Raw genomic sequence first — 22,728 nt, 5'->3', positions numbered from 1 at the left:
CACATTCAACCTTATGAAGCCCTCGCCTGTTTGCAGGGGCTTTTTTATTCTCACCATTATTAGTATGTATTTTATCAATATATGTATTTACATTAATATCATCTGGCTAGACCATTAAAGTGATATTTATGTTGTAGAATAGCAGCAGTCTTATTTTTAGGTATTATAAGTAAACATGTTTTTAGATTCATATTATTCAGATAACAGCGGTGAATTATCTTTTACTCGTGCACAAGCAAGTCATTTTGCAAAACGCGTAGCCGGTGACTTTAACCCTATTCACGATGAAGATAACAAGCGTTTTTGTGTACCTGGCGATCTGCTATTTTCGGTTCTATTAGCAAATGTTGGCCTTAGCCAAAAAATGCGCTTCGAATTTGCAGGCATGATCAATGAATCAAGCTGCCTACTTATAGATATAAAATCCCCTACGAAGCTCTCAGTTATCGACTGTAAGGGCAAAGTATACATGGATGTCACACGCAGTGGCGAAACAACAAAAGATGAAGTGCTAATTTCACAAGTAACTAAAAACTATGTGCAATTTTCAGGAATGAACTTTCCTCACATCATGGTTCCACTAATGAAGTCCAAAGACATCATGATCAACCCAACTCGCCCATTGGTGATCTATGAATGTATGGAGCTAGATTTCACTCGTTTAGACCTAACTGCACCCACTGTTGAGCTAACCGATTCTATTATTGAAGTAGAAGGCAAACGAGGCAATGTTACCCTTCATTTCTGTTTTAAAGAAAATGGTGAAATTGTAGGTACAGGCAGTAAACGTATGGTAATGAGTGGCTTAAAACCTTATTGCCAAGATGGTATTGATGATTTAGTTTCACGTTTTAATGAACGCAAAGACAAATTTAACGCCATTAATAGTTAATCAGCCGCATTCACTATTACACAAGAATGTATTACTAAGAAAAAGCCCAATCGACAACCGATTGGGCTTTTTTGATACCATGATCTTTTGTTATATTTCATCGTTCTCTGTGGCTAATTCGGAGGCAAGCGGTAGATACAGTCGCGACCGTAATCCTGGATTATTATCACTGAAAACTAACTCGCCATTATGCCGAATAACTACCGCTTCAACTAACGATAACCCTAGCCCAAAACCTTGATGAGTTCGACTACGATCTGCACGGAACATAGGCTCACGAATACGTTGTTTGTCTTCATCAGAAACCCCCATACCGTTATCAATAACAACCACACCAAAATGATCAACAATCACGTCAATCACACCTTGCTCCGGTGTATATTTAATTGCGTTTTCAACCAAGTTGTATACTGCTCTAAATAATAAACTTGGTTCACCTTGTAAACGGTATGGTTGATCTTCTCTAAAGGTCAATTGCTGTTGTTTTTCATCTGAAATAGGTAATAAAAATTCAACCACATCTTGACAAACTTGAGATAAATCAACCCACTCTTTATCTATATGCTGCTTGCCACTGTTTAAATTCGCAATTTCAAGCATGCCATTGAACATACTTAACAATACTTCCAAGTCATCATGGCATGCTTCTAATTCTTTGGTATGTGGCGCCGTATTTTGTGTCAGTAATCGTTCTAAGCGTAGCTTCATTCGAGCTATTGGGGTACGTAAATCATGTGCCATACCAACGGATAGAGCTTTTAGCGATGTTTCTTTTTTCTCTACTTGCTCAATCATAAAATTAAGATGCATTGCTAACACATCAAATTCATCATCATTAGCACTAACCGGTAACTTAACCCCTTTTTCACCCAATATAACGCGATTCATTGCCTGATTAACTCGAGCTAATTTCTTTAATATAACCACAGCAAATAGCGAAGCACCAGCCAGCATAAGAATCACAGGAACCGCGATTCCAGAAAGTAACATTGGAATAACCGTTTGCCGGTACGATTGCATAAATTGAGGATTAATCTTTATGACTAACTCCATTCCCAAAGGCAATGGCACTACTTGAGATAATTGGGATGTTTTACTTCCATGCCCAAAGATAAAAGAAGCTGTCGGGTAAATTAATAGCTCTTTATCAAGCTGTTTCGTTGGCTGTACAATATAACTAAATGTTGCATTGCTTTTTTTACGTTGCGCTATTGTTCGGTATAATGCGCCACTGTCGCCCTTATTAACAATCATCGAAAACAAATTCGCTTCATTAACCAAATCACGTTTTAATTGTTGGTGATAAAACGTTTCTGAACTAACCACTACCTGATTGATAAATAGAATAAAAATAAAAGCGACACAGGTAATAAAATACATCAACACTTTAAAAATAGTTGATCTCGACAGGTTTTCAGACCCGGCGTAAGACATAACCAGCACCTCGAACAGTATGAATGAGACTCGGCTCTCCTTCTTGTTCTAATTTTTTCCGTAAATTAGCAATATGCACATCAATAACATTGGTTTTTGGATCAAAATGGTAGCTCCAAACTGATTCAAATAAACTCATACGAGATACAACACTTTCAACGTGCTCCATCAAATATTGCAGCAACAAGAACTCTTTTTGCTGTAAGTTAATCAGTCTAGAACCACGCCATACACGGTGTGATTTAATATCTAATCGTAAATCATCATAGCTATATTCAGACGACACCGTTGCAGCAACGAATTGATTACGTTTAACAAGAATATTGGCACGAGCAACAAGCTCAGCTAAAGCAAAAGGCTTCGTCAGATAATCATCACTTCCCGAGGTTAAACCGACAACACGATCTTCAACGCTATCCATTGCACTTAATATAAGCACTGGCGTATGATTTTCGGTTGCTCTTAATGCACCAAGCACTTTTATACCATCTAATTGAGGTAACATACGGTCTAAAATAATCAGCTGGTATTCACAACTGGTTGCCATCATTAAACCTTGATGACCATCCTCAGCTTCATCCACTACAAATCCGTGCTCTCGTAATCCTCTCGCAACAAATTCTCGAGTAGTAAGATCATCTTCAATTATTAATATTTTCATTTCATGCCTAAACCTAGAGCTAATCACTTATTCATGCTTTATTCGTAGCACGTCAGTATTATACACAGTCCACTTCTATTTTTTAGATATAAAAAAACGGCCTACCAAAGGTAGACCGTTTTACGCGACCATAGGGGGAAGTTATGAAATCGCGAAGACTGTATTTTGCTTAACTAATGATGACTTAAAGTGCTTTCATTTGGTTAGCAATAATTTCAGCTTGTGGACCTAAGATAACTTGAAGGTTATTTGAACCTACGTTAACAACACCCTTAGCGCCTAACTGTTTAAGTTTTGCATCATTGATGATTGAACGGTCAACAATACCTAGACGAAGGCGAGTGATACAAGCAGAGATATCGGTTAAGTTATCTTTACCACCTAGCGCTGCTAGGTATTGTTCTGCTAAATCAGCTTTGCTATCTGAATCTGGGTTTGAATTTTCTTCTGGTGCATCTTCACGACCTGGTGTTTTAAGATTGAACATCTTAATTGCACCAACAAAGATCACGAAGTAAAGCGCACCAACCACTAGACCCATTGGAATAATTTCCCATGAATTATGTGCTGCTGGAGCGTTAAAGTTCAGAATGTAATCAATCAAGCCAGATGAGAAGCTAAACGCCATGTGGATATTAAGCATTGATGCAACAACAATACTAAGACCCATCAATATAGCGTGAACAACATACAAGCCAGGTGCTAGGAACATGAACATGAATTCAATTGGTTCAGTGATACCTGTTAAGAAGGCAGTTAATGCCACACTCAATAACATACCACCAACCACTTTCTTGTTCTCTTTCTTAGCTGTTACATAGAAAGCTAATGCAGCACTTGGAAGACCAAACATTACTACTGGGAAGAAACCACTTAGAATACGTCCCGCAGATGGGTCACCCGCAAAGAAGCGTGAGATTTCACCTGTAACTACTTGGCCAGTAGCAGGATCTGTGTAGTTACCAAACACAAACCAAACCATACTGTTAAGAATGTGGTGCAAACCAAGTGGAATCAATAGACGGTTAGCAACACCATATACAAATTCACCAGGTACGCCACTTGTCAGGATCCATTGACCTAAATGGTTAATACCACCTTGAATTGGAGGCCATACTACACTGAATGCAAAAGCAAGAATCAATGCAACTAAACCAGTAATGATAGGAACAAAACGTTTACCACCAAAGAAGCCTAGGAACTCTGGCAATTTGATTGCGTGGAAACGGTTATATAGTAGACCAGCACACACACCAATAATGATACCACCGGCAACACCTGGATCGACATCAGCATTAAGTGTTTTAATCGCAGCCATCATAATGAAATAACCCACCGCTGCGGCTATTGCAGCAGCTGCCGAGTTATCTTTTGAAAAACCACCAGCAACACCCATTGCAAATAGAAGTGCTAAGTTGGTGAAAACCGCCTGACCACCTGCTGCAATAAAAGGTATATTTAATAGATCGGGTTGTCCAATACGCAATAAAATACCAGCAATAGGTAATACTGCAATTGGAAACATTATCGCGTTTCCGAGCTTTTGGAAATGTCCAAGAATACTCATTCCCTTCTCCATATCATTACATCAAAATTAATAAACAACATATGTCGTTTAAGCATGTGCTAACCATACAGTAGTTAGCTAAACTTAGTTTAAGATAAACATTAAGTTTTCTTAATGTTGGCGCATTTTCACGTGACAACCTTCACAAATTAAGAAAGTTCACTAAAACACACTCACTAAACTTACAAATTTAACATCTAACCAACCACTATAATTGTAAATTTTATGAGTGTGTTTTATTGTATTATTGTTGAACAGACCAGAAATATGAACCTTCCCTGACAAATACGTATAGAAGTTGTTATTCAACAATTTTCTTAATGACATTTTGTACAATTTATGCGAAAAAGGCAGCCGTTTTAAATCATGAAAAAACTGTCAATTTTATGACAGTCGGCAGTTTTTTTTATGGCTTACTTAATTATTATTAAATGACAAGATTGAATTCTCTCCATGATGACTTTTATATCTAAAAAATTACCTAATTTTTGTGCCTTAGGTTTATTTGCTATATTACTTTTTACCGCAATTCATATTTTTCCAATACCAGCATTCACAACACCGGTAAGTAATTCAGCTGGCATTACATTTGCACTACTTACTGACAGCGCAGGCAGTCCATTCTTCCTTATCACTGCAGCACTACTATGTCTGTCGCCTGTCTTTATGCGCTTACCAAAGAAAACAATCACTAAAGTATGGATTCAATTTGGTATTTTATTAGTCTTAAGTTTCGTAACTAAAACAGTACTAAAACACGAGACAGCCATTCCTCGTCCTTATAGTTATGAATTACAACGCCTACATTTAGTCGACTCCCCTGAAGCTTTCTATGCATTAGATACAGCAGCTAAAGATAACGTTGTAAAAGAAGCCTCTGCTTACATCAGTTCTTGGCGTTTACGCAGTTGGGAGGGAGAAACGAACTATTCTTTCCCATCGGGCCATACTATTTTTGCTGCTATCTGTGTTTTATTCTGGGGCGGATTCTTTATTCGCCGTGGTAAATATCTTTTAGCGGGAGGATTAATTATTTGGGCAACAGGAGTTGGTATTAGCCGTTTATGGCTAGGAATGCACTTCCCCTCAGATGTAATGGGCTCAATACTTGCCGCAGCAGTACTTTATTTCTTAGTTCCTGAGTGGGACGAAAACACTAAGAAAAACAATAAATAGAATAAAACAAATGCATTAAAAAAGGCTCATCGCATTATGCTATGAGCCTTTTTTTAAATGTTTTTTAAAGAATAGAAAACGTTACATCAGACATCATTAATACTTGGTTTATGCTCGTATTCAACAACAAGTTGATTACCAACATACGTTACTTTCTTAATTTCACCATCAAAGATAAAAGTATTCTTAACGATAGAATTTGCTAATGATCCTTTTTGTACTGCTTCACGTAAAGAAGGAAGTATTAACACTGGATCAATATTTAAAATGCCACAGAAGTCATTAACAAACTGATGTTGAATAACAGCATCCCCTCGAAGAATGTCTGAAAATTCAAGTTGCGTTAACTCTAGCTTTTTAGCCATTTCAATTTGAGTTATACGCATTTTGGCTTTGTAGCTCATCCATGTATCGTGCAAAACTCTACGATCTTTTTCAGTATATTGCATTTTCTTTCCTAAAAGCGCTTTAATACATTGAATAAACCCAACGTTATTCATCACACTGCGCAAGGTGAATTTAAACGAATTGATTTTTTTCATCCATAAATTAGCTGTAAGAATATGTGTCAGCTATTCATACAAGCAATGTAATATAGGTATATTTAATACTTTTTTACAAGTTATTCATTGTTGAATTGCGTATTAAACCTATAATGCACAAAAATCTTTAAGGATCATGAAACTGAAATGTTACGTTCTTGGTTGTCTTTTATTGTATATAGCGTGCTAATCATTACTGTATTAACCAATACAGTGTATGCGCACACGACAACAATAATTCCAACGCCAATGACGCATTGTAGTGAGATCGAAATGGCTAGCTGTTGTGATAGTACAAAGGTTGTAACCCACTCACTTATCGCTAATTGCAGCGATGACTGTAATGATAGTGATTGTTCATCGCAGTATCAGCCAGCATTACTCTCTAATTTTAGTTTCCAATCTCTCCGTAGCACAGAAACACTCGTTAGTGGATTGTGCCATTCTCCTCGTTATTATCATGAGCCCTTGCTAAAACCGCCAATGGCGTAAGTATTTTATCCACGTACACCACGTTACTTACTTCATTAATTGCAGCTATATCGTAATGGCATGCATCGCGTTATTTAGGAATTGTATTATGATCATCACACGTACTCTTTTAGCTTGTGCTCTTTTGGTTTCAGCAACAACAACTGCGGCAACGACACCAATAATCAAAGGCACGAATTACTTATCTCCCTACTGTGGCTGCTGTAAAGAGTGGGTCACTCATATGAAAGATAATGGCTTTGAGTTAGAAAACGTTTATCAAGAAAACCTCACGCCAACCAAAATAAAGCTGGGGGTTATGCCTGAATACGCATCTTGTCATACAGCTCAAATTGAAGGATATACCTTTGAAGGTCACATTCCTGCAGCTGATATCAAGCGCTTTTTAGCGAGCAAACCAACACGAATGAAAGGTCTAGCGGTAGGTGGAATGCCGGTAGGATCACCTGGCATGGAATATGGCGATCAAAAAGACAGTTATAATGTGGTCGCTTTTGATGATAAAGGTCGAACAATGGTATGGGCTAAACACAATTAATCATATGCATCTATTACCTTCCAATTAAACAGCAATAGTAAAATAAAAAAGCCCGTTGACCTTGTTTACACCTAAAAGAGTTAACACATCAACGGGCTTATTTATTGATTTCTTTTACTGAAATAAGGCTCGATTAGGATCATCATTTTCTGCCCATAATGGATCTAATTCGCGTTTTTCAAAGTAAATTTGCAAGCCATTAAAATAAGTAAATGCCGTCAGCTCTGAATCTTTACCAAAATGTTCAAAAAACACATCTTCATAATCAGCCAACTCAACTAACGTTTGAATACCCCGCTCTAATGCCCATTGAATAGCATGTGGTGCAATAATAGTGCGATACAACATCAATTGTTTAATGTTAGCCAATGCAATCTTACGTCGTTCTGGCACTAAGCGGTGTGATACTTGTGCATTTGCCTGTTCTTCTGCCAATAACGCACGTAGACTAGCCAAACTTGATTCACGTTCTGCCGTTGAATAACCATACGTCGTTTTACAAAAACGTAAGGCATAAGTCATTTTTTCACGCCCCACCAACTCAATGACTTGCTCAAGGTAAGGCTGTGGAATCGCATATAAGGCAGCTAACTGAGTTACAGCATGGTTTAAGCTTGTATATATAATGCCATCATATTCAAATTGAAATGTCGTTGTCACATCATAGCAAGGCAAACCATCAATATTGATCGGCCATCCTGCATAATTGACTCGATCTTTAGCTATTTCAAACATTTTCCAGCCACTAAGACGGAAACCTTCTAAAGCTTTACCATCCATTTCTGATGATTCAAGTTCTTCTTTGGTCCAGTTAACGCCAATTTGAAGATGCTTATGGTATTTCTTGTGTAGTTGTTGTTTCACTTTATCGCGCAGCAAATCTAAGCTACTGACCTTTACCGCGTTAGCAAAAGCATAGCATTCTTGGCAACACGGCAGCATAATCGGCAAGGATTGATTATCATAATTTGGGACAGCCATAAAAGCATGACTATCAAAATACGGTTCACCGCAAAACCAGCAGGTATGACGGTAGTCAAAAGGCACATCAATATTATGGTATGAAGAAGTCATTTATCTGCTATTTGTAAGTTAAAATACGTTGAGTATTATGCAAAGACTGTCACTCAACAACAAGGTTATTTATGACGAAGGTTATTCGTCATTTTATCAGCTAACTGTTGAAATACAGTCATCTCATCTAGACTAATATTTTTTGTGATAGTTTCCTGCATAGCATTATCAATCACAGCCAACTTTTCAACAATTTCCATACCACGCTCGGTAACACATAAATATGAACTGCGCTTGTCTGTTGGATTCGCTATTTTAGTAATAAATTCTTTTTCTATTAATGTGTTAACTAAACGAGTGATTTGTGCTTTATCGCGTTCTAACATTGTTGCTATATCAATAGCTGTACATGGTGTCATTTTGTTAATGATCTTAATCACTCGAACATGCATCGGCGTCACACCGAGATCAAGTTGTTCAATCTGTTCATGCAATTGACGTTTTAACGCATGTACCAATTGAAATAAGTTATCTAGCGTTTTGTTATTAGCCATTACATTTCCCTCGTGTCGATAAATACATAGTTGACAAAATCAACCAAAATTAAGTATAGTTGACATTATCAATCACATTTTGCTTTATTTCAAATAAGAGTCCAATTATGTCTAATAAAAAAACCTATCGAATCACTATTGAAGAGATCGAATCTCAATCATCTACCGACCAAAGCATGCAATTTGAGTTTCAAGATAGAGAAGATCTGTTTAAGATCGTTGAAAATTTAAAAAAAGGCAGTGAATTAGATGCAACACAAGCAACAAGAGTTGGTGTTGCTCTGCGATTATTAGGTCCAGTTATGATGATGAATCGTAAACACCCGCTTTTTGCTGACTTTATGCCTCATTTTAAAACATTTATGCAGGCGTTGAAAAATACAGTCAAGCAATCATTAATTGATAAGTAATATCACTAACTTAAATACCGTTCTTAAATTGCTACAAACAGCAATACCGAGACTAAGTTGCGCATAATATTAAAATACTCATTAATTAATGTTGCAGCGATCTGAATATTGATTTTATTTTCTTGCTAATGGTTTTGTTTTAAATACACTCGCGCGACATTTATTTTGTCCGTGATCTTTACATGAAAAAACTGATAGTTAGCTCAATGTTAGCCTCAACACTACTATTAAGTGGCTGTGTCACTTTCCCGACGACTGAATCAACCAATGTTGATGTCGTTTGGGATGATGTAAAAGCAATAGAGAACTGTGAGCGTTTAGGTATTGTATATGGCTCAGAAGGCCATTTTTATGACTATTGGTTCCATGCAGATAAAGATATGGTCTGGGGAGCAATAAACCAAATGCGCATTAAAGCGGCTGCATTAGGTGCAAATACCGTGTATCTCTATCAACCTCTTGATTTTTCAAGCTCTGTAACTATGTTTGCTAATGCTTATCTATGTAAAAACGTATCAGAAACATTAGGTAAACCAGCAATAAATAAGCTGTGATAGACATTTAGGACAGCCATCTGCCTAATGACAGTCCTAAAATTCAATGATCCTATGTTTCCTCAATACCTTTAAGGTGTGTGTTGCGTTATGACAATAATATTGCAATAGCACCTTAACGATTAGAGTCAATGAGATCATGGCCTAGCAATCTAAAATCCCAACGCTCTACTTCATTATTTTCAAGACGGGCAATGACTTTAGATGCCCAGCTATCAGATAAATTACGTTGTTGTTTTAATTTTAATAGCCCCTCTTTATTTAACGGATCACCAAAGAAAATATCGCAGACTTCACGTAGCGTCATCGCATTAGGTTCTTGAGAAATTAATACCAGAGGATCATCGACACTAACCATTCCAGGTTGAATAACACGATATAACCAACCACAACGACTCATCTCTTGCATATCCATAGAAAAATCATCAATGCCCCAACGTTTATTTAATTTAAAACATGGTGAGCGTGGTTGGCTTACTTCAATAACCGCTTCCCCCCCATTGATAACGATCCCCCAAACATACCGTTTCTTCCGTCATACCGTTAGAACTCAGGTTTTCCCCCATTCCAGGGGCTACCCAATCAATATCAATATTATATTTTTGTTTCCAATAAGCATAATGCTCTAAAGGATATTGATGTAACGCACGTTCTACGCCACCATGATGACGTAAATCTGCGCATTCATCACCTTCTAGTCCTTCAAATGAAAGATATAAACGACCTTTAGCTAAAGACTTATCTATCGCCGTTTGTAATCCATAGCAAAATTCAACATTTCCACGGTAAATACTATTAAGATAGTTTTCTTTTGCCATACACTCCTCGTTTACTTACTGGGTATGGGTATAATGTTTGACACTACACTAAACCTTAAAAATTCGAACTAAATTCCACACTAAGTTTATAAGTTTAGGACAGTCACTATTTTTAATGACTGCCCAAATATTAGCTAAGGCTTCTGTGATAACACATCAGTAATCTCTTGAGCATCATGACGTTCAGGCAATTGTTCCCACACTTCTCCCCAGGTTCGATTTACGATTCGCCCTCTTTGTACCGCCGGACGATTTAGTATCATTGTTGCCCAGCGTTGAACATAGACATAGCTTGCCACATCGAGAAATTCACTCGCATCATAAAGATGTCCTAAAACTAAATTGCCATACCATGGCCACATTGCAATATCCGCAATAGTGTACTTATCACCGGCAATATACTGATGAGACGCAAGTTGCTTATCTAACACATCTAATTGGCGCTTCACTTCCATCGTAAAACGATTAATTGGGTATTCTAATTTTTCAGGAGCATAAGCATAAAAATGACCAAAGCCACCACCTAGATAAGGTGCGGAACCTTGTAACCAAAAGAGCCAATTCATTACTTGTGTTCGTTCATTAACTGACTTAGGTAAAAACAGGTCAAATTTTTCAGCTAAATAAAATAAGATTGAACCCGACTCAAAAACGTTAACCGCCAGATCCTGTGAATGATCGACTAAGGCTGGAATTTTAGAGTTCGGGTTAATAGCAACAAAACCAGAAGAGAACTGATCTCCTGCTGAGATATTAATTAAATGTGCGTCATAGTCAGCATCTGATTTACCCGCAGCTAACAACTCTTCAAGCATGATGGTGATTTTTTGGCCGTTGGGTGTCCCCATAGAGTAAAGCTGTAATGGATGCTTACCAATAGGCAATGCCTTATTATGTGTAGCACCTGACACTGGACGATTGATCTGTGCCCATTGACCACCATTATTATTATCAAATTGCCATTGTTTAGGTGGAATGTATTGATTTGTCATATTAACTCCTAACAATTATTATTTGTTTACTAATAGTCGAGTTGATTACGTTATTGTTTATCTGCAATGATCATATCAATAAGATCCATCATTGAATTTGAATACATTTTTGGTTTTAAATACAACGGATTATACGGCACACCAGTTCTATCAATATAAGCTGCATTTAAACCTGCAGATAAAGCGCCATGTGTATCCCAGTCATGGGTTGCAACTAAGCATAATTGATCAATTGGTTGTTGTAATTTTTGAGCAGCAAATGCATAAACACGAGGATCAGGCTTAAAACTTCCGGTCTCTTCTACTGAAATAATGTCATCAAAATAATCGGTTAATTGTGCGTATTTTATTTGTGCCGCAATAAGCATTGATGATGAGTTCGATAAAGCGATAACTTTAAATCCGTGTTGACGTAACCGACTAAGCGCAGGCTTTATATCAGAATAAGGCGATAAATTTGAAAAAGCGTCAAGTAGTTCGATTAGGCGCCCTTCTGTTAGCTGAATTTTATAATGAGCAGCAACCGTATCAAGAGTAATGCGGGCTAGCTCTGCAAAATTGCTTTTAACTATTGTAGTAATACAGACCGTAGAAAGATGCAGAAGCTTTGAAAACCATAAAGATAGCGCATCATCGCTATCAAAAGTCGCCTTAAATATTGGCTTTAAAACCCCTAAATTTAAAACTGTTTCATTTATATCAAAAAGTATTACTTTCTTGTTCATATAATGACTCTTAACAATAAGTTAAAACGCTTAAACGACATCCTTATCGTAGAATAACTATACTTAACATTGATAATTCAACTTGTCCAATATTCCGTATACCGATTAAGTAAGTGTTATATTTTAAGCACTAGATGATAATGATTACTCATCACCGCATAAGCACAAACATCAATGCAAAATATTGTCGATAATTGTTTGATTTTATTTACGATCCAATCTCTTCGATGCTGATAGTTCTTACTGTTATATGGGTTATCCCCACACAAGTAAGCACGACGTACACAGCGGTTAATTACATGATAAAAAGGGGGATTTGGGGCTCTATCAATTTACGTCTTGAGATTGTCATTTTTCCCACCATAAGCAACACGAAGCTTAAGTGTAGTTACTGATGATTGATGCGCAATATTAGGCTGTCCATTTCTTCTGTCTCTTCTGGCTAAATATCAACCTCCTACCGAATTTAATACCAATTCGTACTGTTATCACAATTACGTACTTGTAGTATGAGGCCATAAAGCGGTAAAATATGTGCCCTCTTTTAGTCATGAGAATGTTTAATGTCAGAACAGAAGCGAAAGGCCCTCAAGAAAATTGCAAAATGCCTTGAGTTGGGTAATTCAGCAAATGTAAACGAAGCAGCCCAAGCCATTCGTATGGCTCACCGCCTCATGCTCAAATATGGTCTAGAAAAAGACGATATCGAATTCATTAAGATGGGCAAAACTAAGTCTAAAACATTATTGCCATCAGATATTAGCCCGCAAATTCTAAAAATTATTCGTGGTATTAATCGTCGTTTTGGTGTTGAGTGCGTTCTAACTAATTACAAGGGACTAAAGCAAGCAGAATTTATTGGTGCTGCTGAGCGCGCTATTTTTGCAGCTTTTGCCTTTGATATTGTTTATCGTGAAATGAACCAGCAAACAGGCCAATTCCGTAATAGCTTTGCAGGAACAGGAACGAGTACATCTGAAGTTACCCGTCGCGTATCATCATTTTTAGCAGGTTGGCTTGAAGGGGCATTAGAAAAACTGCCTGTATTAAATACCGATGATGATCACGATCAGCGTATGGCAAACTATATTGATAAACAGTTTGAAAATTTAGATCGTGAAACCTTTAAAAAACAACTTCAAGAAGCGATGAAAGCACTGACTGATGATTATGAAAAAGGCATGAAAAAAGGCCGTTCTATTTCAGTTAGCCGCCCTGTCGGTGGAACCAGTGCTCAACAAGAGCTTAAACGCTTAAACTAGATTTATCGTTTCTAAACAAAAAAGTCGCTTGTGCGGCTTTTTTTATAAATACTCATCGCTATAGCCAGTTATAGCAGTAAAGACTGCGTATTTTATTTATAGTTAAAAATCCCAATTGAACAATAAAAACACCATTAAACTTACTTTATTAGCATCTAACCGTAGCTTTTTGAACAAGTCGTTTAAAAAAACAGCAAAAGAATCAATTTCAATGTAAGAACATCAAAGAAGTGAGATTTATCTCTCATTTTTATGATAGAATGAATCAAAATCCCTTATTTCTATAGCCTTTAGACATGAAATTTCCTGGTCAACGTAAGTCAAAGCATTACTTCCCTGTCAATGCTCGCGATCCATTGGTTGTTCAAATTCAACAAGAGAACCCACTAGCTAAATCACATCTTGTTGGCGTAGGTCAAACAATTGTGGATATTGAAGCGCGCGTCGACGATGACTTCTTAGCCAGACATGCTCTAAGTAAAGGCCATTCTTTAGTCCTTGATGAAGATAAAGCAGAACTTCTATACCAAGAGTTAAAAGAACGTAAACTGATCAGCCATGAATATCCTGGCGATACTATTGGTAATACGTTACATAACTACTCTGTTCTTGCTGATGATAAATCCATCTTACTGGGCGTAATGAGTAAAGATCTAAAAATTGGATCTTACGCTTACCGCTACCTTTGCAATACATCTAGCCGTATTGATCTTGATTATCTACAACCTGTTTGTGGTCCTATTGGTCGTTGCTACACGTTGATCACTAAAGATGGTGAACGTACATTTGCAATTAATGAAGGACAGATGAATCAATTACGTCCTGAAAGTATTCCTGAATGTGCATTTAAGCAAGCCTCAGCATTAGTCCTCTCTTCTTACTTGGTTCGCGGTAAGCCAACCGACCCAATGAAAGACGCAGCGCTGAAAGCGATTGAGTTTGCGAAAAAGAATAATGTACCGGTTGTATTGACGCTTGGCACTAAATATGTGATTGAAGATAAACGTGAATGGTGGATTGAATTCATCAAAGAACACGTGACTTGTATCGCTATGAATGAAGAAGAAGCTGAAGCACTGACAGGCGAAAAAGATCCATTAATGGCGGCAGATAAAGCGCTAGAATGGGTTGATATGGTATTGTGTACGGCAGGCCCTGCTGGTCTTTACATGGCGGGTTATACTGATGAGGAGCTAAAACGCGAATCAACACTGCCACTATTACCGGGTCGTATTCCTGAATTTAATAAATATGAATTCAGCCGTCCAATGGCGAAAGCTGATTGCGTTAACCCTGTTCGTGTTTACTCTCATATCGCCCCTTATCTTGGTGGCCCGATGGAGATAAAAAACACTAATGGTGCTGGTGATGCCGCTTTATCTGCACTGCTGCATGATATGTCAGCTAACCGTTTCCATAAAATCAATGTTCCAAACTCTGCTAAACACACTGCACAATTCTTGTCTTACTCTTCGTTCTCACAAATTTGCCAATACTCAAACCGTGTAAGCTATGAAGTGCTCATTCAACATGCTCCTCGTCTTTCTCATGGTTTACCTGAGCGTGAAGACTGTTTAGAAGAAGCTTACTGGGAACGTTAATCAATACTGATTACCTTTTTCTAAAAAAGAGCGATTTATCGCTCTTTTTTATTATCTCTATTTTGCTATAAATAACCCGCAACCAATTATTCACCTCACCTTCCGTAATATATTGAAATAAATAATAAAGACCAAAAAACATGGCTAATTATAAGCATTTTTAGTGACTTTTCTGTCATATTTACCATCAAATAACAAATTTTAACTACATCACATCGTCGACATTTAATGAACAACAAACTGTGATCAAGTTAAAGGAAAACGTTTTCATTACTACATTTTAGTAAAAGTTTTACTAAAATCCACTCCATGTTAACTGACTTCATAACTTGAGTGTTTTGAGTCGGTAATTTATTTCTCGCATCCGTTGATAACCAGCCCATTTCTATCTACGTTATCATCGACCTGATTCATGGAGGATATTATGTCTGAATCTATGCGCGGTACGATTGGAAAGTTTGCTCTATTGTCGATGACATTTGCAGCTGTATTCAATGTCCGTAATATCGTTAACAACAACATTGAATTAGGGTTAAGCTCAGCACCTATTTTTCTTTTTGCTACATTAGTTTATTTCATTCCTTTTGTTTTCATTATTGCTGAATTTGTCTCTGCCAATAAAAACTCTGAATCAGGTATGTATGATTGGATCAAAAAACCGCTGGGTACCAAAGCGGCTTACATGGGCTCATTCTTATATTGGTTTGTAAATCTATTTTGGTTTATCTCATTGTTACCAAACGTTATTGCTTACGCTTCATATGCCATGCTTGGTTATGAATATGCGTTCTCGCCAATGGTAACCTCGATGATTTCAATTGTCTTATTTGCTGCAGCGACACATATCTCTACCAAAGGTGCATCATGGTTAGGTAAAATTTCAGAAATCGTAGCTTACGGTGTCTTTGCCCTATTTGCTGTTTATGTTATCGGCGCCTTGATGGCATTAAATGGTGACGCTCCGCCAGCTGAGCCCATTACACTTGAAGCCATGACGCCAACCATTAACTGGGCAACATTGGGCATTATGTGCTGGATTTTCCAAGCAGCTGGCGGTGCAGAAACCGCAGCCGCTTATTTAAACGATGTTAAAGGTGGCCAAAAATCATTCATTAAAGTGATCATTGTTGCTGGAGTGCTGATTGGTAGCATGTATGCGATTGGTTCATTATTAGTTAACGTATTTGTGGCTCGTGGTGACTTAACCTATTCAGGCGGTATGGTTGAGATCTTCACAGGTATGGCACATTACTTTGATATCTCGGCACCATTAGTGGGCCGTTTTGTGGGTGTCGTACTCTTTATTGCCATGTTCGGTGCAATGATGATGTGGACAGCTGCACCGGTTAAAATTCACTTCTCTGAGATCCCTGAAGGTGTTTATGGTGAGAAAACAACGCAACTAAATGAACATGGTGTACCCGTTCGTGCAGCATGGTGGCAATTTGGATTTGTATTAGTGATGTTAATTGCTAACGGTTTTGGTTCTGAGTCTGTTCAAGAAATGATGAGTACAGCAATTAACTTAACCGCAGGTACTGCAATGTTACCGCCAATCTTTATCATGGTTGCTTACTTTGTATTTCGTCTTAAGCATGATGATACACCACGTGATTTCCGTATGGGCTCGCGCCTATTTGGCATGGGGATGGTGTCAGTATTGATTGTCATCTTTATAGTAAGTATGACAGCTTCGGCTTTCCCTCCTGGTGTCGATCTTGTTAAAGCATTCTTTATTAATGTATTTATGACTGCAGTATTTGCAGGATTGGCTTACTTATGGATCTCTCGCTTTGAGAAAAAAACAGCTAAAGCATCAACATTAGTAAAGACTAAAATTACCACACAAACGCACTAATTTGACCTATCCCCAAAAAACAAAAGGCCGATGCGGTTATCGCATCGGCCTTTTCATTTATAAGGTTTATATTGCGGCTAAACTATAAGTGACTAGCACTCATTAATCGCATTACGAACACGCTTATCAGAAATCGGATAAGGCGTACCCAGTTGTTGAGCAAAGAAACTTACACGCAGTTCTTCTATCATCCAGCGAATTTCTTTGACTTTATCAGGTACAGGTTGACCTTTAGAGATCTTGTTTAACAACTCGTTGTAGTCATTAACCACTGATTCAATTTTTAGGATATGAACCCGATCTTTATTAGGATCAATAGGTAGCTTCTCCATGCGACGTTCAATGGCACGCATGTAACGTAAAATATCAGGTAAACGCTTCCAACCACACTCTGTCGCAAAGCCTTTAAATATTAAACTTTCAATTTGTGCTTTAATATCTGACATAGCAAACGCCATACGTAAATCAATACGGCCTTTTAAACGCTTAGAAATATTAAATGCCGTTGTTAGAATAGCTTCAACTTGCTTAGCTATCTCAACCACGGTATCGCCAAGTTCTGCACGAACATATTCTTTCAATACTTCAAACGTTTCAGGCTGCCAAGCTAAACCGCCCTTTTGTTCGATGAGCTTATCAATACCACACGCAATGCAGTCATCAATCAAATCAAGCACACGACCGTATGGGTTAAAATACAAACCTAACTTCGATTTATTCGGTAGGTTTGCATGCAAGTATTTAATCGGTGACGGTACGTTTAATAAAATCAAACGACGTTGACCTGCTTGCATAGCGTTGTGCTGTTCTTCTTCGGTTTCAAACAGTTTAATACCAACAGAGTCTTTGTTATCTGTTAACGCAGGGAACGCTTTAACTTCAAACCCACCACGTTTTTGTTGGTAACGCTCAGGTAATGCACCAAAGCTCCATGTTTTTAAACCTTCTTGCTCAATATCATCATCAGCCACTTGTGATAAGGTCTCTTGTACCTTTTCTTTCAAGTTTTCTTTTAAGCCATAGATATCTTTGCTTTCACGCAGTTTACGATTGCGATGATCAACGGCACGATAAGTAATTTTAAGGTGATCAGGGATCTGCTCTAAATTCCAATCTTCGCGTACCAAAGTGACGCCACTCATTCGCTTCAACTCTTTCTCAAGAGCATCAAGTAACGGCATTTCCATTGGCTTAACGCGTGCAAGAAATGCATCTGCATAGTTAGGAGCAGGCACAAAGTTACGACGTAACGGTTTTGGTAGTGATTTAATTAATGCAATCACTAATTCCTGACGTAAACCCGGAATTTGCCAATCAAAACCATCTGGTTTCACTTGGTTTAAAATTGCTAACGGCACATGTACTGTCACACCATCGTTATCTTCACCCGGCTCAAACTGATAACTTAATTTAAGCTTCAAGTTTCCTTGATGCCAGAAATTAGGATAATCAAGATCCGTTACATGGCTTGCATCACCACGGAAAAGCATTTCACGTTCAAAGTTAAGCAGCTCTGGGTTTTCTTTTGAGGCTTTTTTCCACCAGCTATCAAAATGACGTCCAGAAGTTACCTGCAAATCAATACGTTGATCGTAGAAATTAAACAGCTCATCATCATCAATCAAAATATCGCGTCGACGAGATTTATGTTCAAGCTCTTCCACTTCACGCAATAGCTTACGGTTTTGTTGATAGAACTTATGCTTTGTTTCCCAGTCACCTTCAACTAACGCTGAACGAATGAATATTTCACGTGATAACGCGGGATCAATATTACCGTAGTTAACTTTACGCTTACCAACAACAGGGATGCCATAAAGCGTGACTTTCTCAAACGCATGTACTGCGGCTGATTTTTTCTCCCAATGCGGTTCACTGTAACTACGCTTGATCAAATGCTCAGCTAATGGCTCTACCCATTCAGGCTGGATTTTTGCACCGATTCGACCCCATAAACGTGAGGTTTCAACCAGTTCAGCCACCATTACCCATTTTGGTTGTTTCTTGAAAATTCCAGAGCCGGGGAAGATATTAAAGCGAGCATTACGCGCACCTTGATATTCGTTCTTCTCTTGATCTTTCATACCAATATGAGACAGCAAGCCACTCAACAGTGCGATATGAATACCGTCATAGCTGGCTTCATTACCGTTCATTTTTAACTCAAGCTCTTTGACTACTTGGTTAACTTGGTAATAGATATCTTGCCATTCACGAATGCGTAAATAATTTAAGTATTCTTTCTTACACAAACGACGAAAATGGTTATTAGATAATTCTTTCTGCTGTTCTTGAATGTAATCCCATAGGTTCACAAACGTAACAAAGTCAGAATCTTTATCGTAAAAACGACGGTGCTTTTCATCTGACTGTTGTTTTTTATCTGATGGACGCTCACGAGGATCTTGAATAGACAACGCACAAGCAATGATCATCACTTCACGTAATGAACCTGTTTTAGGTGCTTCTAATACCATACGCGCCAAACGCGGATCGATAGGCAAACGTGCTAACTGACGACCAAGATTTGATAAACGCTTACGTGGATCGGTCGCTTTAGGGTTAATTGCCCCTAATTCTTCTAGCAACCGAATACCATCTTGAATGTTGCGATTATCGGGCGCTTCAACAAATGGGAAAGCTTGAATATCACCTAAACCAATCGCAGTCATTTGTAGAATAACTGACGCTAAGTTAGTACGTAGAATTTCTGGATCAGTAAATTCTGGGCGTGATAAGAAATCATCCTCAGAATATAAACGAATACAGATACCTTCTTGCACACGACCACAACGACCCATACGCTGATTTGCACTAGCTTGTGAAATCGCCTCAATCGGTAGACGTTGTACTTTGGTGCGGTAACTATAACGACTAATACGCGCAGTACCGGGATCGATAACGTATTTAATGCCCGGTACAGTTAAAGAAGTTTCCGCTACGTTGGTCGAAAGAACAATTCGACGACCATTATGCGATTGGAATACTCTATTTTGTTCATTGGCTGATAATCGCGCATACAACGGCAAAATTTCAGTATGACGTAAATTACGCTTTTCCAACGCATCAGCGGTATCACGAATTTCACGCTCACCGTTCATGAAAATCAGAATATCGCCCATGCCTTCATCGCACAGTTCATCAACTGCATCAAAAATAGCATCGAGTTGATCGCGATCTGTATCATCACCATCTTCTACTACTGGACGGTAGCGCACTTCCACCGGGAAGGTACGACCTGATACTTCAATAATAGGTGCATTATTAAAGTGCTTTGAAAAACGCTCAGGATCAATAGTGGCCGAGGTAATAATAACTTTTAAATCTGGACGCTTAGGCAATAATTCGCGTAAGTAACCCATGATAAAGTCGATATTAAGACTACGTTCGTGTGCTTCATCGATAATGATGGTGTCATATTGACTTAAAAAACGGTCATGCTGAATTTCAGCCAATAAAATACCGTCAGTCATTAACTTAACGTGGCTGCGCTCAGAAACTTGATCATTAAATCGTACTTTATAACCGACATGCGAACCCAGTTCACATTCCATTTCCTCGGCAATACGCGTGGCAACAGAGCGTGCGGCTAGACGACGTGGCTGAGTATGACCAATCATACCATGAGTACCACGACCAAGTTCTAGACAGATTTTAGGTAACTGAGTGGTTTTACCTGAACCTGTTTCACCTGCCACAATAACCACTTGGTTATGTTTAATCGCTTCTGCAATGTCGTCTTTTTTCTGACTAACGGGTAGCTGAGCAGGATAAATAATTTTAGGGCGGTGATTACGACGTAATTCCACCGTTTGCATTGATTTAGCAATATCTAACGCAATTTCATCAAATACTGCATGCTTTGATTTTTCATTTTTAATTCTTGATGCGCCTTGTACACGTTTGTGTAGACGAAAACGATCGCGCATCATGCAATCTTTAATCGCAGACTTTAATGTTTTTTCATTATTTAACACGTCTGCTTGAGTTTGATTCGACTGACTCAATGTAATTCCTGTCTTTTCAATGACTAATGATACCGACCATTCAAATACAACAATACTATCGGTATAACTTGGCGATTCGAAATTTTGTCAATTCTATCACAAATGAAACGGTGTGAGATCTGCTTAAAAGACAATTACTCACAACAGCCTAATCAACCATAAAAAAAGCCCATTTGTTGGCATTCAAATGGGCAAAATCTTATTTATAAACAATGTGTTTACAAACAACTACACCGATACTAATACTTGGTCAGTATCATTTATCAAATTAGCTAACCACTTACGACCTCGAATACGATAAGTCGTCAGTGCAACTTTCACTACTTCCTCAGCTAAAATAGCCACTAACACCCAATGTAAAGGCCACCCCAGAAAAATGCCGGTAAAGATAGCCAAGGGAATACCTACCCCCCACTGACCGAACAAATCAATGAAAATGCTGAATTTGATATCGCCACCGCTACGTAACACACCACCAATACCCACCATGTTAAACACTTTCAAAAATAACCCAAGTGCAAGCACCATGGTAACGTTTAATGACATGGCTAAGTTTGGTGTATCTGCCCGTTGAAGCCACAAACTTACTGTATCACTCGCCAGCCAAATTGAAATTCCTAATACGAAAGCCATCGACACACTAAGCCCAATAAAAAACCAAGATTGATGCCAAGCACGTTGGTAATTCTCAGCGCCTAATTCATGGCCTAAAATAGTAGAAGCGGCAACAGCAAAACCAATAAAAGCTGAAATAAGCACTCCTTCGATTGGAGAAAGTAAACTAATAATGGCTAACTCTGTCACACCTAACTGAGCAAAAATAACACTATAGGCCAAGACCCCCATTGCCCAACCTGCATCATGAATAATCATCGGCAATGCAATTGTTAAATAACGTCTACGTGCTTGAGGTGTTTTCGCTGTTTCGATATCAATCGCTAACGGCAGAATTTCACGATGTTGGTAATAAGTCACTGTTAATAAAATTACGGTTTGAATACCACGTGAAATCGTAGTTCCCAATGCAGCACCAGCAACACCCATTTCAGGGAAACCATATAGCCCAAAAATAAACAGTGCATTTAAAGTCGCGTTTAATATTACCGCCACTAAACCGACATAGGTTGGCATTTTCGCTTCACCAACAGCGCGCAAAGCAGCCTCAAGTGGTACAACTATTGCTGTAAAAATAATACTCCATCCACACACATAAAGGTAATCTTTGGCATGGATGACAAAGTCGGTTTGATCGCTAATCACCCCTACAATTTGTTGTGGATACAAACGGTAAATAATCGCAAAAGGTAACGTAAAAACAATCGCACATACCCAAGATTGCAATAAGGTACGACGGACACCGTCCATTCGACCAGCACCAAAATATTGCGCTGCTAAAACACCAACCGCGCCACTGACACCGACCACCAGCAATAAATTAAAAAAGAAGATACGATTACCAATACCTACTGCTGCCACTGGTGATTCGCCCAATTTAGAGACCATCAGCACATCGACTAAACCCAGTAATGCAAACAACATTGATTGCATTGAAACCGGTAATGCTAACCGCCATGTCTTTTGCCAAAAATTTCTATCTGCTGATGTGCGCCATGTCGTCATAGTTACATACT

General features: G+C 38.3%; 19 protein-coding genes and 1 pseudogene. 9 read left to right on the top strand and 11 right to left on the bottom strand.

Annotated features, from left to right (window positions below):
- The first annotated feature begins 175 nt into the window (after positions 1 to 175).
- Positions 176 to 892 (top strand): DUF3581 domain-containing protein, encoded by a 717-nt coding sequence (locus VXS03_RS09825; RefSeq protein ID WP_327763519.1) that lies wholly within the window; start codon positions 176 to 178, stop codon positions 890 to 892.
- 90 nt (positions 893 to 982) lie between these two features.
- On the opposite strand, the gene VXS03_RS09820 is transcribed toward VXS03_RS09825, so the two are convergent.
- The 3 genes from VXS03_RS09820 to nagE form a co-directional block, all read right to left on the bottom strand.
- Entirely contained in the window at positions 983 to 2,326 is a 1,344-nt protein-coding gene (locus tag VXS03_RS09820) for a sensor histidine kinase (protein WP_327763518.1), read from the bottom strand.
- On the bottom strand, positions 2,307 to 2,987 hold the full coding sequence (locus VXS03_RS09815; protein WP_327763516.1) for a response regulator transcription factor: 681 nt from the start codon (positions 2,985 to 2,987) through the stop codon (positions 2,307 to 2,309). The genes VXS03_RS09820 and VXS03_RS09815 overlap by 20 nt, the downstream gene beginning before the upstream one ends.
- A 184-nt stretch (positions 2,988 to 3,171) precedes the next feature.
- A complete protein-coding gene (gene nagE / locus VXS03_RS09810; RefSeq protein ID WP_327763515.1) occupies positions 3,172 to 4,554 on the bottom strand; it encodes an N-acetylglucosamine-specific PTS transporter subunit IIBC in 1,383 nt (460 codons plus the stop codon).
- Between the two features lie 453 nt (positions 4,555 to 5,007).
- Here nagE and VXS03_RS09805 point away from each other — a divergent pair, with 453 nt between their 5' ends.
- Positions 5,008 to 5,730, top strand: coding sequence for a phosphatase PAP2 family protein (locus VXS03_RS09805; RefSeq protein ID WP_327763514.1), 723 nt, complete (start codon positions 5,008 to 5,010; stop codon positions 5,728 to 5,730).
- A gap of 86 nt (positions 5,731 to 5,816) precedes the next feature.
- Here the strand turns inward: VXS03_RS09805 and VXS03_RS09800 are convergent, their stop codons facing one another.
- Complete coding sequence (locus VXS03_RS09800; RefSeq protein ID WP_327763513.1) at positions 5,817 to 6,179, bottom strand: XRE family transcriptional regulator; 363 nt, start codon at positions 6,177 to 6,179, stop codon at positions 5,817 to 5,819.
- 240 nt (positions 6,180 to 6,419) lie between these two features.
- Here VXS03_RS09800 and VXS03_RS09795 point away from each other — a divergent pair, with 240 nt between their 5' ends.
- Both VXS03_RS09795 and VXS03_RS09790 read left to right on the top strand, forming a co-directional pair.
- Positions 6,420 to 6,764 carry a hypothetical protein gene (locus tag VXS03_RS09795; RefSeq protein ID WP_327763511.1) on the top strand — a complete coding sequence of 115 codons (345 nt, stop codon included), beginning with the start codon at positions 6,420 to 6,422 and terminating at the stop codon, positions 6,762 to 6,764.
- An 88-nt stretch (positions 6,765 to 6,852) separates the two neighbouring features.
- Positions 6,853 to 7,302 (top strand): DUF411 domain-containing protein, encoded by a 450-nt coding sequence (locus VXS03_RS09790; RefSeq protein ID WP_327763510.1) that lies wholly within the window; start codon positions 6,853 to 6,855, stop codon positions 7,300 to 7,302.
- A gap of 114 nt (positions 7,303 to 7,416) precedes the next feature.
- On the opposite strand, the gene VXS03_RS09785 is transcribed toward VXS03_RS09790, so the two are convergent.
- Positions 7,417 to 8,376, bottom strand: coding sequence for a hypothetical protein (locus tag VXS03_RS09785; protein ID WP_327763509.1), 960 nt, complete (start codon positions 8,374 to 8,376; stop codon positions 7,417 to 7,419).
- 65 nt (positions 8,377 to 8,441) lie between these two features.
- On the bottom strand, positions 8,442 to 8,870 hold the full coding sequence (locus VXS03_RS09780; RefSeq protein WP_327763508.1) for a MarR family winged helix-turn-helix transcriptional regulator: 429 nt from the start codon (positions 8,868 to 8,870) through the stop codon (positions 8,442 to 8,444).
- Between the two features lie 107 nt (positions 8,871 to 8,977).
- On the opposite strand from VXS03_RS09780, the gene VXS03_RS09775 reads away from it, so the two are divergent.
- Together VXS03_RS09775 and VXS03_RS09770 are read left to right on the top strand one after the other, a co-directional pair.
- Positions 8,978 to 9,280: a DUF3861 domain-containing protein gene (locus VXS03_RS09775; RefSeq protein ID WP_327763507.1), complete on the top strand. Its 303-nt coding sequence runs from the start codon at positions 8,978 to 8,980 to the stop codon at positions 9,278 to 9,280.
- 182 nt (positions 9,281 to 9,462) lie between these two features.
- Entirely contained in the window at positions 9,463 to 9,834 is a 372-nt protein-coding gene (locus tag VXS03_RS09770; protein WP_327763505.1) for a DUF4156 domain-containing protein, read from the top strand.
- A 115-nt stretch (positions 9,835 to 9,949) separates the two neighbouring features.
- On the opposite strand, the pseudogene VXS03_RS09765 reads toward VXS03_RS09770, so the two are convergent.
- The 3 genes and pseudogenes from VXS03_RS09765 to VXS03_RS09755 form a co-directional block, all read right to left on the bottom strand.
- Positions 9,950 to 10,652: pseudogene (locus VXS03_RS09765) on the bottom strand (MOSC domain-containing protein).
- Between the two features lie 134 nt (positions 10,653 to 10,786).
- On the bottom strand, positions 10,787 to 11,644 hold the full coding sequence (gene yghU, locus VXS03_RS09760) for a glutathione-dependent disulfide-bond oxidoreductase (RefSeq protein WP_327763504.1): 858 nt from the start codon (positions 11,642 to 11,644) through the stop codon (positions 10,787 to 10,789).
- Between the two features lie 50 nt (positions 11,645 to 11,694).
- Positions 11,695 to 12,369, bottom strand: a complete 675-nt coding sequence (locus VXS03_RS09755) for a haloacid dehalogenase type II (RefSeq protein WP_327763503.1) — start codon at positions 12,367 to 12,369, stop codon at positions 11,695 to 11,697.
- Between the two features lie 563 nt (positions 12,370 to 12,932).
- On the opposite strand from VXS03_RS09755, the gene VXS03_RS09750 reads away from it, so the two are divergent.
- The 3 genes from VXS03_RS09750 (at position 12,933) to VXS03_RS09740 (ending at position 17,090) form a co-directional block, all read left to right on the top strand.
- The gene (locus VXS03_RS09750; protein WP_327763502.1) at positions 12,933 to 13,631 is read left to right on the top strand and encodes a DUF2786 domain-containing protein; all 699 of its coding nucleotides are present in this window, start codon (positions 12,933 to 12,935) and stop codon (positions 13,629 to 13,631) included.
- Positions 13,632 to 13,927: 296 nt separating this feature from the next.
- On the top strand, positions 13,928 to 15,232 hold the full coding sequence (locus VXS03_RS09745; RefSeq protein ID WP_327763501.1) for an inosine/guanosine kinase: 1,305 nt from the start codon (positions 13,928 to 13,930) through the stop codon (positions 15,230 to 15,232).
- A gap of 424 nt (positions 15,233 to 15,656) precedes the next feature.
- Positions 15,657 to 17,090, top strand: a complete 1,434-nt coding sequence (locus tag VXS03_RS09740; RefSeq protein WP_327763500.1) for an amino acid permease — start codon at positions 15,657 to 15,659, stop codon at positions 17,088 to 17,090.
- 92 nt (positions 17,091 to 17,182) lie between these two features.
- Here the strand turns inward: VXS03_RS09740 and hrpA are convergent, their stop codons facing one another.
- Together hrpA and VXS03_RS09730 are read right to left on the bottom strand one after the other, a co-directional pair.
- Positions 17,183 to 21,097, bottom strand: a complete 3,915-nt coding sequence (gene hrpA / locus VXS03_RS09735; protein WP_442957438.1) for an ATP-dependent RNA helicase HrpA — start codon at positions 21,095 to 21,097, stop codon at positions 17,183 to 17,185.
- A 228-nt stretch (positions 21,098 to 21,325) separates the two neighbouring features.
- Positions 21,326 to 22,717: an MATE family efflux transporter gene (locus VXS03_RS09730; protein ID WP_327763499.1), complete on the bottom strand. Its 1,392-nt coding sequence runs from the start codon at positions 22,715 to 22,717 to the stop codon at positions 21,326 to 21,328.
- Between the last annotated feature and the right edge of the window lie 11 nt (positions 22,718 to 22,728).

The sequence above is a fragment of the Photobacterium sp. S4TG1 genome (genome assembly GCF_036040035.1).
Lineage (GTDB): Bacteria > Pseudomonadota > Gammaproteobacteria > Enterobacterales > Vibrionaceae > Photobacterium.
Note: the sequence above shows the minus strand (reverse complement) of the source record. Positions and strands in the feature narration are given on the sequence as shown.